This window comes from Brevibacillus porteri, from assembly GCF_003013475.1.
Lineage (GTDB): Bacteria > Bacillota > Bacilli > Brevibacillales > Brevibacillaceae > Brevibacillus > Brevibacillus porteri.
Window position 1 is genome coordinate 30,586 of sequence record NZ_PXZO01000022.1, and the last position, 15,490, is coordinate 46,075.

General features: G+C 46.2%; 11 protein-coding genes. 2 read left to right on the forward strand and 9 right to left on the reverse strand.

What is annotated here, in order from left to right:
• Positions 1-244 precede the first annotated feature (244 nt).
• Both C7R92_RS13445 and C7R92_RS13450 read right to left on the reverse strand, forming a co-directional pair.
• Positions 245-2,908: an IPT/TIG domain-containing protein gene (locus tag C7R92_RS13445; protein ID WP_106834603.1), complete on the reverse strand. Its 2,664-nt coding sequence runs from the start codon at positions 2,906-2,908 to the stop codon at positions 245-247.
• A 70-nt stretch (positions 2,909-2,978) separates the two neighbouring features.
• Positions 2,979-3,404 carry a VOC family protein gene (locus tag C7R92_RS13450; protein WP_069845001.1) on the reverse strand — a complete coding sequence of 142 codons (426 nt, stop codon included), beginning with the start codon at positions 3,402-3,404 and terminating at the stop codon, positions 2,979-2,981.
• Positions 3,405-3,592: 188 nt separating this feature from the next.
• Between C7R92_RS13450 and C7R92_RS13455 the strand changes: the two genes are divergently transcribed.
• Positions 3,593-5,650 carry a LuxR C-terminal-related transcriptional regulator gene (locus C7R92_RS13455; protein ID WP_106834604.1) on the forward strand — a complete coding sequence of 686 codons (2,058 nt, stop codon included), beginning with the start codon at positions 3,593-3,595 and terminating at the stop codon, positions 5,648-5,650.
• Between the two features lie 46 nt (positions 5,651-5,696).
• Here the strand turns inward: C7R92_RS13455 and C7R92_RS13460 are convergent, their stop codons facing one another.
• From C7R92_RS13460 to C7R92_RS13480, 5 genes are all read right to left on the reverse strand, one after another.
• On the reverse strand, positions 5,697-6,782 hold the full coding sequence (locus C7R92_RS13460; RefSeq protein WP_106834605.1) for a serine hydrolase domain-containing protein: 1,086 nt from the start codon (positions 6,780-6,782) through the stop codon (positions 5,697-5,699).
• The gene (locus C7R92_RS13465; RefSeq protein WP_106834606.1) at positions 6,779-8,215 is read right to left on the reverse strand and encodes a serine hydrolase domain-containing protein; all 1,437 of its coding nucleotides are present in this window, start codon (positions 8,213-8,215) and stop codon (positions 6,779-6,781) included. Before C7R92_RS13465 ends, C7R92_RS13460 begins: the two co-directional genes overlap by 4 nt.
• 27 nt (positions 8,216-8,242) lie before the next feature.
• Positions 8,243-9,862, reverse strand: a complete 1,620-nt coding sequence (locus C7R92_RS13470; RefSeq protein WP_106834607.1) for an ABC transporter substrate-binding protein — start codon at positions 9,860-9,862, stop codon at positions 8,243-8,245.
• Between the two features lie 97 nt (positions 9,863-9,959).
• Positions 9,960-10,982: a MerR family transcriptional regulator gene (locus C7R92_RS13475; protein WP_106834608.1), complete on the reverse strand. Its 1,023-nt coding sequence runs from the start codon at positions 10,980-10,982 to the stop codon at positions 9,960-9,962.
• A 165-nt stretch (positions 10,983-11,147) separates the two neighbouring features.
• Positions 11,148-12,104 carry a PLP-dependent cysteine synthase family protein gene (locus tag C7R92_RS13480; protein ID WP_106834609.1) on the reverse strand — a complete coding sequence of 319 codons (957 nt, stop codon included), beginning with the start codon at positions 12,102-12,104 and terminating at the stop codon, positions 11,148-11,150.
• A gap of 127 nt (positions 12,105-12,231) precedes the next feature.
• Here C7R92_RS13480 and C7R92_RS13485 point away from each other — a divergent pair, with 127 nt between their 5' ends.
• On the forward strand, positions 12,232-12,789 hold the full coding sequence (locus C7R92_RS13485; protein ID WP_106834610.1) for a helix-turn-helix domain-containing protein: 558 nt from the start codon (positions 12,232-12,234) through the stop codon (positions 12,787-12,789).
• 67 nt (positions 12,790-12,856) lie between these two features.
• Here C7R92_RS13485 and C7R92_RS13490 read toward each other — a convergent pair whose 3' ends face one another.
• Both C7R92_RS13490 and C7R92_RS13495 read right to left on the reverse strand, forming a co-directional pair.
• A complete protein-coding gene (locus C7R92_RS13490) occupies positions 12,857-13,783 on the reverse strand; it encodes a D-alanine--D-alanine ligase (RefSeq protein WP_106834611.1) in 927 nt (308 codons plus the stop codon).
• 44 nt (positions 13,784-13,827) lie between these two features.
• A complete protein-coding gene (locus C7R92_RS13495; RefSeq protein WP_106834612.1) occupies positions 13,828-15,318 on the reverse strand; it encodes an aminotransferase-like domain-containing protein in 1,491 nt (496 codons plus the stop codon).
• Between the last annotated feature and the right edge of the window lie 172 nt (positions 15,319-15,490).

Consider the following 15,490-nt stretch of genomic DNA (forward strand, 5'->3'; position numbering starts at 1 on the left):
GGGCTAATTCCGAAGCATCCAATGATACTCGTTATCCGTCCCAACATATCTATGGGTGAGATCAGGATGATTGAGCAATTCGTCATTACTCACCATCTATGATCAGCTACGGCAACATTATATCACCGGATCTACATGGAAATCCAACTTTTTTTATGGAAGGATTGGGCACATGAAAAAGCTGTCAGGGAACATCAGTTCCTCCGACAGCGTATCTGTGTCAATCATCTTATGATTCTACTGCTTACAGAAGAGGCAAGATTGCGTTTGCGTACGCTTGGGCTCCCTTTTGATTGGGATGACCGATCGAGGCACGCTTGCAAATCTCGAAATCCAAGCCTGTGCACCCTGCTTCTGTGCAGGAGACGAGGCGCTCGGCTGCGATCAGGTCTTGAGGAGTCAGGTCCAAATTGATGCCGAATACATAGGGATCATCCGTCAGCGCCGCATGCTCCGGACCAAAATTCGGATCGGCGAAAAAGATACGCGGTTTATCGAGCTCCGCATTTCTCTCATCGATGACTTTCCGCAAGTAGACCTTTGATTCTGCTTCAAGCTGGGCACAGCGTTTGTATACCTTTTCCAACTCAGCTGCACCCAGAATTCCTCCGGCTGCACCGCCGCCGACACCTCCGACAATGGCCCCTACGCCAATCAATAGTGCTTCTACCACAGCCATATCGCTCTTTTCAGACACAGGTGGATAATAACCGGTAACGATGACCTTGGCTTGTGTAAATTTATTCGTCACCTCGACCAGCAATTTCTTCATGCTCACAAAGAAATAGTCATAATGTAATTTCCCCAAATCGGCTGGATGGAAAGGATTCAGAACTGTCCGAACATCGACATCGTTCATACCTCCATCCAAAAGAATCAAATCCACCAAGTCAGCCTCGCCTTTGAAGAACGCACATTGCTGCAGGATCGTTGGGAACGATTTAGGTACCTCGCCGTCTACGGGGGCCACTACATCATCCTTACCCTCTCCAATAATGGCGCCGGAATGAGCGAGTACTTGTGTATATTGCTTGATATTTCCTTCTCTGGCCTGAACGGCTGCACCCACGATGGAATAAAACTTCTCATGCTCCTGCAAGCCTTGCCCCCAGCTCACGGAATCACCCATCACGAGCATATGGAAAGTTTCTAGGGTCAGTGGAATTTCATTCGAAGGTGTCCCATCGGAAAGCCGCACTTTCAGGGTCACCTGCTCACCCGCTGGATTGCTCGCAACATCGGCCGGTCGAATCAAGGTAAATTCCATTTGAGTCGAGCTTAACATCCGTACATCGGGCATTTCTTGGTTGTTTACCAAGACAAGTGTCCCTTCGGAAAAGCCGCTTCCGTTCACAATCACTTTTTGTCCGGGCCTCACCCGTGTTTTCACTTGATTTTCTTGTTGGGCGGAAATAACTCGTGGATTCACGAAGACGGATGCCTTGTTGGAAAGAGTCATATCTGATTGTCGTACTTGAAGCGTGCGGGAGCCCCCTGTCACGAAAGGCAAGACAAAATGGAGCATGGTATCACTTACTACCTGGGTTTTCGTTTCCGTGCCATCGATCAGCACGACATCGGTTTTGGTATAACGACTTCCTTCCAGCGTCACTGTATCACCTGCGAATGCATAGAGCGGAGATACATGGCTAATCGATGGCTCCAAGAGCTTGCGTCTGAATTCATCTGCGTCGATGGCTCGAAAGCTGACAGGTTCAGACAATCGGCCTCCCGCATATCCGACACGACCAGCATCGGCAAATGAACCCTGTTCACCCGGTTGACCTGCTGTTCTTGGCCCTGGACCGCATGCCGTACCGAATTTTCCATTCTTGGTGTCACCCACGGCTCCACCCGGTCCGCCTGCTCCAGGATTGCCAGGAATTCCACCTGCCCCCGGGCTTCCCCCCTCAATTGTGATCGCAAAGCCTTGCGAATAATTTTGGATGATGGTTTGTGGCGCGTACAGGGTCAACCGACCACCAGCGCCTCCATTGCCTCCCGGACCTCCGTATCCTGCTGCACCGCCGCGCCCTCCATTTCCACCGGCTCCCGCTCCGGCTTTGCAGAAACCTGCCCAATCCAATTCAGCTGGCTTGCCTTTTCCTCCTCTGCCACCATCTCCACCGTCTTGCCCAGGCCCACCTTGTGTGCCATCTTGCCCTTTCAAGTCAAAATGAGGACGTCCCGCCAGATTAAGGACCCATAATTCGAGTTCAGGAGCAGCAGCGCCGTCGAATCCACGGTCTCCGGGCAATCCATGTGTTCCAGGTGTCCCCGGAATGCCGGAGAGCGTCGAGGACATCGGTGCATCAGGTGGTGTTATTGGTTTTTGGCGTTTGGCTGGAACATAGCGGTAAGGGCGCTCCCATGTAAACGTAACATTTTGTCCGACTGTCAACTTTTCGGCGATGATGATCAAGTAGCGCTGCGGATATTTCAAAATAACATTGGTTCCATCCTCGATATAAATTTCCGATGCGGCCCAATAGGCAGTGTCCACCGATATATTCAAGGCCGAAACAGGAGATGGTACAGCTAATGTAGCCGTCATTTTTTTAGGAAACGGAATGGTTTGCAACAGTTCTGCTTTTCCACTCAACATTTGCAACGTTGGTGAAGATTTAGCTGAGTCGATTCGGTACGCAGACTGAATCATGGTATTCCCACTGACGAGAGTTGGGCTTGGTTTCGTTAATCCCGACTGAGGTACTACCGTCCCACGGATCTTAAGCGACCCCAGACTAGACAGGGATGTAATTCCGAATGACTCCAGCACCGCTTTGTGATACGTCATTCGATCCTGAACCATTTGGGGGGCTGCTTGGAAGGTTGTCGGATTCACAGCCATGGTCGTAATCCCGAGCGTATTTCCCCCTGCATTGAAAGTGTTTGTAGAAGTTGACATTCTTTTTTCCTCTCCCTTATCACAATGAATGAAATAGTTTGTGCGAGCCAGTCTCCATTGCACGGACGAATCATTCTTGGCTTACGCCGAATTCCTCTAACTCCCGAAAGCTGATTTTTCTTCTTTGTGGATGTGGTGTTTCTCCTCGATGCGCCCATATGATCTCCACATGATTGCCTTCCGGATCAAGAAAAGAAAAACGTGCATATTCGCTCTCCACATATGGACCATGTGCCAAAATTCCGTGATCCGTCAGCCTCCTCCACACTTCCTTGAAGTGATCCAACGTATCTACCCAAAATGCCAGATGCACATGATGCGGATTATTCAGGATGAGCAAATCGTGCCTGCCCGATTGCGGATCAATCGCCAAGCATGCCGTTTCGTCGCTATGGTTCACCACTGCAAGATCAAGTGCGGTTTCATAAAAAGAGGCCAATCTGCGAACATCATGCGCGTATAAGGAAATGTGACCCATGCGGCTTAGCATTGACATGTTCCCTCCATCCGTTCGTATTGACTCGCCTGTTTCATCCTAACACCGACTATACGGGGCTCGATATTACTCGAAAGGATACATCCAAAAGGATACCCGTGCGATAAATATGAGTACCCAGTATAAAAGAAGCGTAGTAAAATCGTAGGAAGAAAAAGGAAAAACCTTGTGATGGAGCAGGTGATGCTATGAATTATCAGGATAGCCTTGAAGAGCTGGAAAGTCGTCTGATGGTAGGAAGAACCGAGGAAGTCCTTCATTTTTTGAAGTTGCTTGCGGATGAGCGGCGCTCCAAAAAAATCATGAATCTCTTCGGAACCGCAGGCGTAGGAAAAAGCTATTTGCTCGACGAGCTCAGGCGGCAAGCTCATCTGCGGCAAGCAGCTACTCTCTCTTTGGACAGCGAGCAATTTTGGCACACGCCCTCTGATTTTTGCCTGCATATTTTGCAGGCATTGCATGTCTATCATAAGGGAAAAGAGCAGCATCCATCCCAATTGTTGGAGGAATGCGTTTCGAAGCTGAATGAAAAAGCGGCCGATCAAAGACTCGTGCTCTTTCTCGACATTTACGAGAACTTGGACGGCTTGGACCATTGGTTGCGCGAATATTTTTTCAAACGATTAAGCGCGAATATCCTGATCGTGATCGCAGGGAGGCATCCGCTGTCTGAAGCTTGGCTTCTTTCGCCCGGTTGGCGGCACTTCATCAGTAGGGTCCCTTTATCCCATCTTCCTTACGATGCTGTCGAGCGGTATGCGCATTACTGTCACATTTTTGAACCGACTATCATCCAAGAAATGTGGCGGCGCTCCAAAGGGCATCCCCTTACCCTGTCATTGCTGTCCTTTACCTTGCAGCCGAAAGATCAGGAAGGAAACGGGGCTTTTCATGAGGAAATGGACACGCTTCCGTTTGTCGTAAGCCAATGGTTGCGCGAAGTTCCCGGCGAGCATTTGCGTCCTCTCGTGGAAGCAGCAGCCGTATTGCGACACTTTAATCAGGATAATCTGTCTTTTTTATTAAAAAGGGAAATCACCGCGTCCGAGTTTTTCCAATTGATCCGATTTTCGTTTGTAAGGAAAGTGGACAGCGGCTGGACGATTCATTCCTTGATGAGAGAATCTATTGCCCAGGATATGCGGGCACGGACTCCGCTTCATTTTGCAGATTTGCAAAAGCGGGCCGTTCACTACTATTATGAGAAGTTCACCAAGTCAGCTCATTCGGTCCGTACACCAGAAGCTTTAGAGCTTACCTTCTTTTTAGGTGACGCACTCATCCGAGCCTTTTTAAATTGGTTCGACCCATTACCCAAACCGTTCGAATCAATCCACACTGGTCATCGGGAAGAACTACTGGAGTATATCCGCAATCAGCGGCACTGTCCCTCCCCTAAAACGATCAAGCTATTTGATCCGCACACGAACCGACATTTTGATTTTCACCTGACAGCGGAGCAAACCTTGTACCCATTGAATTGGCTTGATCATAACCGTCTATTCTCGCTGGGATACGACGTGCTTCGCGTTTTGCGCAATGATAACGGAGCGATCTCGGCACTTGCTGCAGTTGTTCCCATCAACGAAAAAACCCTTCCTTACCTGATGGAACATTCCGGTTCTCGTTCCTATTTCACTGCTCTATCCAAACAAGAGCTAGAACGGTTTCGCGTGCCGGAACACACACGCGCTGGCTGGTTCATCCACACCATTCATCAAGATGATTACGAGGATGTTTCCCAACATACAGCTATTGGCCATATGTTGCACGGTTTGATGTTCTCCGGAGAGTTTTTGTTGTGTTCACCTTCACCATTTCCTTTTTTCAAAGCTGCCCACGAAAGTTTGGGGTTTGATATAGCCGATTTCGCCACCCACACCAACTATGACGGAGTAACACCCACCCTCGTATTTTTCCGTGATACGCAAGGCGAGCATCTTCCCGCTTATTTGCAAAAACTGCTTAAACGATCCGGATTGGATGCGGATTTTCGCCTGGAAGAAGAAGCGACTCCAGCTGCTGCTCCACCGACATCACCTGGCATAGTCACAACGATAGAAATGAGTACGCTGACGGTACGAGAACAGGAAGTAGCCAGCCTTGTGCTGGAGGGATTGACGAATGCGGAAATCGCTGCCCGCTTGTATTTGAGCGAAGTCACAGTGAAAAAACATTTGAAATCAATCTTTGACAAGATGGATGTCAGCAACCGGACACAGTTGGTGAAAAAAATGCTTGTGTAGGACGAAAAAAGAGGAACCGTCGATGGCGGCTCCTCTTTTTAAATGGCTACGGAATGTCATATGGTCGTTCAAATAAAATATTCTCGATTGCCTCTACAGCCTTTTCTGTCAAATCACGTTCCTGATCCACGTTTGTAAGATAAATAATCGTTTTATCTGTTTGAATATATCGTATCAAGTAGCTTCGATACCCCGGCCAGCCTCCACTGTGATGCACGACTTTTCCTGTCACCTGATTTTCACGCAGCCGCCAGCCATAACCATAATTTGATAAATTGTTGTCAGTAAGCTGAACGGGGGAAAACGCTCTCTCTAGCGTTTCTTTTTTTACCAGCTTTTCTGTGTAAAGAGCTCTGTCCCACTTACGCAAGTCATCCAGTGTTGAACTGACCGCGCCGTCTCCCTGAATGCCATCCAGATAAATGACAAAATCGTGCTCACTTGAATCATCCGGTAACACAAATGCTTCAGATTGAGCGGAATACACGTATCCATACGCGTAATGCTGGATCAACTCAGGCGAATATCTTCGGTTGTACACTTTCGTATGCTGCATACCTAGTGGTTGAAATATCTGTTGCTGCAAGAAATCGGCAAATTGTGTATCAGCTACGTGTTCTACGATAGATGCTAATAAAGCATAGCCGGTATTACTGTACGCATACTTTTCATTGGGTTGAAACAAGACGTTGGGTCGATGCTTGATTAGCTGATCGAGTATGTCTTGATTCGTAGCCACTTGCGTTTTATCCCAATATTGCGAAAACAACTCCATGTAATCAGGCAAACCGGATGTGTGTACGAGTAGATTCTCTACAGTCATATCGGCATAAGGAAAATCTGGAAGGAGGTCGTCAACTTTATCTGAATAGTCGAGCTTCCCTTGCTCTTGCAAGATCATGACTGCCATTGCTGTAAACGCCTTGGAAACCGAAGCGAGTTCAAATACCGAATCTGGTGACAATCTTTCAGCCGTTTCCAGATTGGCCAATCCTATGGAATTTTGATAATAAGGTTTCCCTTCTTCCAAAATCAAGATGTTACCGCTCCAATTGTTTTGTTCGGCAAGCGTAGAAAAAAGCTCATCAAGCTGGCGGCATCTCGCATCGCTTACATTGGCTTGTTGGGTCATTTTTCGTTTCCCCCACTCGTTTTATAAAATTGTCTTCCCGCAAAAGACACTCGAACAATCTCATGATTTCTCAATCTGATAAACCGTGCCGAGAAATCTGTTCCAAACGCCTGTACTACAAAGAGATCTTCAGCAAATGGTCTCATTACGTAATTTTCTCCCAAAAAGGAGAGCATCAGTTGACCATTTTCTAATCTGATCGGCAATGTCCCTAACTCACTCGATTGATAATCCCCCACGAATTGATTCATAGCTTCCTCGGTTAGAAAATCAATCTTGCTAACCAGATGAGAGGTTTCAGGAGGGCGGTTTTCCAGACTATTTAGCGCACCCAACATTACCGCCAAAATCGGCGACAATTCTAGATTGGACAGTGCCACTCCGGCCAGTCCTGTTTCGGGAAAGAAGCACATTTGAGCCGTAACCCCTTTAATACCACCACTATGTTCAACTAACTTTTTCCCGTAGTAGTCAGAAGTTATGAGCAAGCCGTACCCGTAAAATTGACCAGGTACCAAGTCAGTTGGAAAGTAAGGGGTAATCATGAGTTGTACACTCTCAGGTGTCAGGATACGATTTTCTCCTGCTGTAAGCCCACCTTTGCAGAACATGTCCGTATATCGCAACATATCCCGCACCGTTGATTTTATAAATCCTGCCGCCCGAGAAGTGGGAGTATCCCACCAATTCGGAGATGGGACCACTTCCTTGTGATCGCCTCTGTCTCGCATGATATAAAGATTTGTAATATTCTCATAGCCATTCAGCTCTTCCAGAAAAAAGCTCGTGTGCTCCATCCCGATTGGATCTATGATATGCTCCTTGACATAAGTCTCATACGACTTCCCGCTGACGCGTTCAATGATCGCTCCCAGCAAGGCAAAACAATCATTGGAATAACTGAACTCTGTACCCGGTGGCCCTAAAAGCTCTAAATCTAATGTAGCGATAACACTCATCAGGTCTTCGTACGTATCGATTGGTACCGTAACATCTGTCTCGTTTTGCAGAAATGGATAGTCTTCTGCCTCATTCTCTTCCAAACTTCGCATCACACTTGCAAAAAACGTTGGCAAGGGAGGAATCCCACTCGTATTCGTCATAAAATGATGAATCGTGATTTGTCCCACATCATTATTTTTCAGTCGAAACTCCGGCAAGTATTTGACAACAGGGTCATGTACGGATAACTTACCAGCTTCTTGTAATTGCATGACCGCCACACAAGTAAAGGATTTTGTGATGGATCCAATTCCAAATACCGTATCGACTGTAACTCCTAACTGCCGTTCCACATCACGGAAGCCAAATCCGTTACTATAGAAGATTTGACCATCTTTTGCTATTCCCATAGAAACACCAGGAACCTGACCTTTTGTTATCCATTTTTGAGCGTATTTTTCAAAAGACTCAATCCATCCGTTATTTGGCATGCGCTTCTCTCCTTTGTTGACATGTAGTTAGTTCTCGATCCAGCTGTCATTATATGTTGGCATGACAGATGTCCACTTGACTCCTTTTACTCGAGAATTGATGACAGTAAAGGCCTTATCGTAATAGATAGGGACAACATACGCTTGCTCAATCAGATGCTTCTGTACATCCATATACACTTGCTTTCTGGCATCAGTCTGCATGGTAGTACGCCCTTTCAAAAGGAGGGCATCCAGCTTGTCATCTTGTACACCAGACAGGTTGTAGGCACCGCTGGAATGAAAATAAAAGTATAAAATATCAGGGTCATCATAGGCGCCCGATATCAACGTTACATCAAAATTTCCTTTGACGACTTCCTGCATGTACCCTGCTATTTCTAGATTCTGAATCTTCATGTTGATACCCGCTTCTCCCAGCATGGCTTGAAGCAATTGGGCTTCTTTGTCTAGATCTGCGGTACTCAGCAAATTCAGACTAAATGTTTTTCCGTCCTTTTCTCTCACACCACTTCCGTTTACTTTCCAACCAGCCTCGTCCAACAGCTTCTTTGCTTCGTTCACATGATACTGGTACCCGTACTTCTCTAAGGATTTGTCATACCCTAGCGTAGATGGAGATAACGGCGTATGGGCTACTTCGCCTTCTCCCTTCGTAACCGCTTGGACAATGGCTTCTTTATTGACGAGCATATGAATTGCTTTACGTACCTGAATATCCTGGAACTCCGGTCTTGTCAGATTCATTTCCAACATTAAACCCACTCCAGGACGTAAGTATTCCAACACTTGATATTTCGGATTATTCCGATAACGATTCGCGTCTTTCACAGGTACTTCCGTTGCTACATCGATAGCACCACTCTCTAGCGCTGACATTCTGAGCTGGCTGTCAGCAATTGCTTTTATGATAAGTTTGTTGGCTCTAGGAGGACCTAGGTTTTCATAATATGGCTCTCCCCACTGAAAGGCTTCATTTCTAACATAGGTGACACCTTCGCCTGTTTTCCAGCTCTCAAGCTTCCAAGGCCCTACTCCCACAGGATTCCGGCCATAGCTCTCTCCAGCCTTTTCAATCGCTTTCAACGATAACGGCTGCGTTAAATAATTCCCTAGCGCATCGCGAAAGGCAGCATAGGGTTCTTGTAGTTCCAAAACGAGAGTCTGATCGTCTGGCGCTTTCACACTTTTTATTGGAGCCATTAATTCAGCAGCTGTTTTTGCTTTTGTCTGCGGATTGAGAGCACGATCGACGGTTTCCTTAAAACTTTTTGCAGTAAGAGCTGTCCCATCGTGAAAGGTAATCCCGGAACGAATCGTGAAGGTCCACGTTTTGCCATCGTCAGAAATTTTATAGTCACTAGCAAGAGAGGGCTTGTATTCGTTTGTGGCAGGATCCTTATATAGCAGTGATCCACCGAGCAACCAGGTATAGACCCCAGCAGATGCAACAGACATGTGAGCATCTAACGTATCCGGTTCAAAGGGGTACGCTACTGTAATCGTTCCGCCTGTTTTGGATTCAGCACCCTCCTGCTGCTCGGCTGGCCCAGTTGTTTGCGTGCTGCAACCAACCACCAAGAACATACATAGAATGACAAATCCCCGCCAAAAGACACTGTACGTTTTTCGCTTGTTTTTCTTCATATGTCAGCATGCCACCTCCTTCCCTTTTCTTTTTGAAAGAGCTTCCGATGATGACAGATGATTTCACCTCCTTCGCAAGCTGTAACAAAGAGTACCTTTACTCTTTATCCATTTGTTGAAGCTTCCACTGTAATGCTTGGTAGAATAATTCATTTGTTTTCATATACGATTGCAAACTAGGATACAGGATTGAGCAAATTCTTCTGAAACGTTCGAGATTTTCTGATTGGCTTGAAAGCATCTTTTCAGCAAACCGACGGAAAAATGACTGCGAGACAGGGAGTTCGTCAACATCGGCAAACATCAAGACATACTCTTGAACATTCGCCTGTACGACAGGACTGTCTGGAGTTGCATGTTGCTCAGCTGCTTTTAACAACTGTTTAAGGTTTTTAAGCATTCTGGCGCTCCACATCTCCACACTGATCTTAGGCAGGTGAACTATTTCTAGGAAGGACATAACATCTTGCTTCATCTCCCAGACAATCTCTGGATCATTAAACATTTCCTCCAACTCATCTAATGCAGCCGTTTGTGCTGCCGAAAGCTTTCCTTCCAGCAACGAGGAGACGTTAACCCCTAATAAAAATATCTCTCGCCATTCAACCGGGAATTGTTCAGGAAAAACGGACGAAATCATTTTTTCCAAAACAAACTTTTCTCGTTCCAATGCATCTGTAGAAATTGATTCAATTAAATCGTGCATATAGCTCAAAGAATCACTGTTACCCTTACTCTGCTTTGTTTGTTCCAAAATGGATTTCATGCTGGCAAGAGTACGCATTTGGATGTCCAAAGCTTCGATTTGCCATTCTATCGCCATATCAACAGGTATATCCCCAGCTAACATTCTCTTAATCTCATCAATACCAAAGTTTATATAGCGAAGGGTTAGGATCAGTTTTAACCGCCAGATTTCCTCTGCCGTATACATGCGATGACCTCCAGAAGTTATCTCAGCAGGTGAAAGCAGGCCGATCTCGTCATAATAACGAACAGTGGGTACAGAAGAACCTGTCATTTTCGCCACTTGTCCGATGAAGAACTTCACGTCCTTCATTGTTCGATCAGTTTGTTGATTTTGTGTGGTGTCTAATCTGTTCCTCGCCTTTCCGTGCACGTGACAACACCCCCTAGCCAATTATAAAACCTCTAGTAACTTGAGATTCAAGAGGCAATATGCCAACTGATGATCATGCGTTCACCGTCGTGTAATTTGAACATGAAAAAGCCAGGTGGTTGTTGACACTTGGCTTCATAAACTCGCATGATTGGACGGTTGAAGTTATTCATAGAGATCTGTGCTTAAATATTTGAGACCTGAATCATTAATCGTTAGCACAATATTGGCCCCTTTTTCTTTCCCTTTCAAAAGCTGTAAGGCAGCCGCAACATTTGCTCCCGAAGAAAATCCTGCGAATATTCCTTCTTTTCTTGCCAGTTCTCTAGCAACTTGTGTCGCTTCTTCATCTGTAACATGGATGTAGTCTGTAATGAAGTTCTTATCCAGAAGAGGTAAATCCATGGAATATCCCCCACCTTGGATCTTGTGATTGAGGTTAGTAGCAGCTTTACCAGAGTAGAACGGTGCGGTGTAAGGTTCAACTAAATAACAACGAATGTTGGGATTATACTTTTTTAACGTTTTTGCACAACCAGTAAAAGTGCCACCAGAACCAGCAAAATCAAGGAAAACGTCTACTTTTCCATTCGTTTGTTTCCAAATTTCTTCCCCCGTGTGAAATTCATGAGCATGAAGATTGCCAATGTGATGAAATTGGTCAGCACGAAACGCATTTCTTTCTTTTGTGATTTGCTGCGCTACTTCTTCCACTTTAGCAAGGTCTTCACCAGAAACTTGCCCTACAGGGGAACCAGGCGCTTGGTCTACTAAAACAACTTCTGCTCCGAGCACTTGCATCATCCTCGCTCTTTCCATTGAATTTCCTTTTGACATAACAGCAACGAATTTATACCCTTTGACTCCGCAAACAATCGCAAGCCCAGTCCCTGTATTGCCACTCGTTAATTCCACAACGGTGTCATTCGGTTTTAGTATTCCAGCCTCCTCAGCCTCTTCAATAATCTGCAAAGCGATTCTATCCTTCTTGCTAAAGCCTGGATTTACATATTCCAATTTGGCGAAAATATTTCCAGTGAGATTTTCCGTTAGCCTAGAAAGATGAACCATGGGAGTGTTACCAATCGCTTGATGAACGCCTGATAAAATCGTGTTCTCCATAGACACAGCGCCTCTTTTCGTATATTTTGGACTATATAGTGTCTGCTTCAAACTATATATAGCTCAATTGTAAAGTATAACGTACATACGTGCAATATAACGTCCAAACTCTATGGAGGGCATTTTGATGGAAGAATTTCACACGAATATCGGAGAGAACATAAAGCGTATTCGGAAGGAAAGAAACTTGAGCTTGGATAAAACTTCTGAATTAACAGGAGTTAGCAAAACGATGTTAGGACAAATTGAAAGAGGCAAGTCTGCTCCAACAATCACAACCCTTTGGAAAATAGCTAGTGGGTTGCGCTTATCCTTTTCTTCACTCGTTAGTCAATACAAGCCGAATGTTACGATCGTAAAAAAGAAAGAAGTAAATCCCATTATTGAAAATAACGGACAATATCGTGTGTATCCACTTGTCCCCTATAATCCTGAACAACAGTTTGAGATCTTTTCAGTAACCCTTGAACCAGGATGCGAGCATATAGCAGAACCGCATACAACTGGGGTTGAGGAATTCATTCTCGTAAATGAAGGCACGTTAGAGGTTGTTGTCAATGAACAAGTTTATATCGTTGAACCTGAGGATACTCTGATTTTTAAAGCAGACAGGCCACACATTTATCGCAACAATGGAGATCATATCGTAAAGTGTTCCGTAGTCATTCACTACTCGAGTCAATGAAAACAAAGAGAAACCCCACTACATGTAGGGTTTCTCTTCCGTTAGACACTTGTATAGATCTTATCCGTTAGCATTGTTCCCCCCATTCCTGTTTCCGTTCATGGAGCGAGCTCGCAATAATACGGTCCAGCAACTGTGAAAAGGTCATACCTGCTGCAGCTGCACTCTTTGGAAACAGGCTGTTGGCGGTCATCCCCGGTAAGGTGTTTACTTCTAGCACGTAAGGCATATCCTGACACAAAATCATATCGACCCTTGCATAGACCTTGCACTGCAGCAGTCGATAGCTAGCAATCGCCGCCTCGCGCACACGCTGCTGAATAACGGGAGGAAACTCAATCACATTCTCCTCCGCACAGCCGTCCTCATATTTCGCTCGGTAGTCGAACCACTCTGAATGCGCGGAACGAATGCCGATAATCGGTAGTACCTCGCCATCCAGAATCGCGCAGGTAATCTCCGTCCCTTTCAAATAGGGCTCAATCAAGATCCCCTGATCCAAATGGCTGGCTTCCTGAACAGCCGACAGCAGCTCCTTCTCATAATGCACGAGCTGGACACCGATGCTGGATCCTCCCGTATTCGGCTTCACAATCACCGGGTAACTCAATTGCTCTACCGCCTGAGGATCATAAACGTCCTTCCAATAAAGCCCTGCAGGCGTTTGAATGCCTGCCTCCTTCAGCAGCATTTTGGACAGTTGCTTATTCATACATAGGCTGCTTGCCAGGACACCGCTTCCTGTATATGGAATACCCAGTGTCTCCAGCGCTCCCTGTACCGTGCCATCCTCGCCATATTGGCCATGTAGCGCCAATAGCGCGAAATCGATGCCTGCCTGCTGAACCTGTGTGATTAAATCCGCTCTGTGCGTAACGACAATGGGAACTGCCTCATAGCGACTGCGATCCAAATGATTGATCATCTCTTGGCCAGTCTTCAGAGAAACCTCACGCTCAGAAGAAATACCACCCATAATAACGCCTATCTTCATGATGACACCTCATTTTTTTCAAATGGTTGTGCGGTTTGTAATCGTTATGTCTCAAGAAAGCGACGCGCCTGTTTGCCGATGATCTGAATCCCCCGCTCGATATTTTCATCCGTTACTCGTGAAAAACCAAGTCGCAACGTATTCGTCCCTGTTCCTTCTTGAATAAAAAATTTGTCCCCCGGTGTAAAAATGACACCGTGTTCTGTGCAAGCTTCTAGCAGCTCGCGTGTATTTACGCCTGACGGAAAGGTAAGAAACAAATGCAAGCCTCCATCGCCAGACAGCTGCGCCAGAGGGAGATGTGCTTCACAGGATGCCTTCGTCAGCTCATATTTGCGCTTATATTCCATGCGGGCTTTTTTTACATATTTATCAAAGTTTCCGTTCAGCAAATATTGATATAAGATCGATTGATCGATGGTAGATGTATGAATGGTGCGTGCACGCTTAATGCTTTCGAGGTTGTCGATCAGTGCGCTGTCTCCAAGCACCCAGCCCACTCGTAATCCAGGGAACAGTACCTTGGAGAAGCTACCAATATAGATGACTCCGTTCCCTTTTCCTGCTGTGGCGATTAATGGCGCAACATGCGCTCCTGAGTAGCGCAGCTCTTCATTGAATCCATCCTCGATCACCGGAATCTGAAAGCGCATCAGTAATTTCATAACGGCACTGCGCTTCGCTGGCGACATGACTATGCCTGTCGGATTGTGATAGGAAGGAGTCAAATAGGCCAGATCGAAGCTGTTTGTCTGCTTGTGCAAAACTGCCTCGAGCTGCTCCACATCTATACCATCACTCTCCATCGGAATGCCGGTAATCTCAAATCCATGCAGCTTCAAATTCTTGATTGCTGTATGGTGGGTCGGATTTTCACAAATGGCTGCCCCACGGCGAGTAGAAGGGCGCAGTGCCGACAGTACTATGTCAAAACCTTCTGTAAACCCGCTTGTAATCAGCATATCCTTGCCGCTTACATCGACGCCCTTATTCTCCATATAACGCATCAAGTAATCGATCAGTGGCTTGTAGCCCTTGGCATACCCATAATTGAGCAGCACTTGCCCTTCGATTGCCATCCGATCCATAAAGGCTCGCCTTACATCCCCCAGATCAAACAACTGCTCATCCGGCGCGATGCTTGTGAACGAAATAGTTCCTTTTTTGGCGCGAATGCCCTGCTTCATCATGTCCAGCTCTGCAGCGGATACAGCATATTCGTTCATTCGTGCCTTCCAGTCGATCTGCCAGGAGTCGGAGCCATCAGCTCCTCCTTTATCCACAGCCAAATGGCCCTCCATAGCGGTAACATAGCTGCCTTTGCCGGGAATCGCATACGCAAATCCGTCATCCTCTAGGCCTTCATAGGCTGCAATCACCGAATTGCGACTCAGCTTTAGCAGACTGCTCATTTCCCGTGTGGAGGGCAGCTTTTGATCCGCCTGAAGCGCGCCTTTGATTATTAAACGTTTGACGTATTCTTTCACTTGTATCGCGACTGGACGGTCACCAACAAGCTTGAAATCCTGGAACATCCTTCATCGCCCCCGTCTATAATGATGGCATGAGAGACGAGAGAAAAAAAGAACCACCGCACTGGATTTTTCATCCTGCGGTGGTTCTTCGGTAGCAATCAGCATCCACCCAGCGGTAAAAATGAATGTAAAAAAGAACCCATTTATCTTAAGGGTTCCTCTTTTGTAGTCA

Coding starts and splice junctions, on each gene's coding strand:
- C7R92_RS13470 (WP_106834607.1), bottom strand. CDS start 9,862: ATGAAGAAAAACAAGCGAAAAACGTACAGTGTCTTTTGGCGGGGATTT.
- C7R92_RS13455 (WP_106834604.1), top strand. CDS start 3,593: ATGAATTATCAGGATAGCCTTGAAGAGCTGGAAAGTCGTCTGATGGTA.
- C7R92_RS13465 (WP_106834606.1), bottom strand. CDS start 8,215: ATGCCAAATAACGGATGGATTGAGTCTTTTGAAAAATACGCTCAAAAA.
- C7R92_RS13490 (WP_106834611.1), bottom strand. CDS start 13,783: ATGAAGATAGGCGTTATTATGGGTGGTATTTCTTCTGAGCGTGAGGTT.
- C7R92_RS13485 (WP_106834610.1), top strand. CDS start 12,232: ATGGAAGAATTTCACACGAATATCGGAGAGAACATAAAGCGTATTCGG.
- C7R92_RS13495 (WP_106834612.1), bottom strand. CDS start 15,318: ATGTTCCAGGATTTCAAGCTTGTTGGTGACCGTCCAGTCGCGATACAA.
- C7R92_RS13480 (WP_106834609.1), bottom strand. CDS start 12,104: ATGGAGAACACGATTTTATCAGGCGTTCATCAAGCGATTGGTAACACT.
- C7R92_RS13460 (WP_106834605.1), bottom strand. CDS start 6,782: ATGACCCAACAAGCCAATGTAAGCGATGCGAGATGCCGCCAGCTTGAT.
- C7R92_RS13445 (WP_106834603.1), bottom strand. CDS start 2,908: ATGTCAACTTCTACAAACACTTTCAATGCAGGGGGAAATACGCTCGGG.
- C7R92_RS13450 (WP_069845001.1), bottom strand. CDS start 3,404: ATGTCAATGCTAAGCCGCATGGGTCACATTTCCTTATACGCGCATGAT.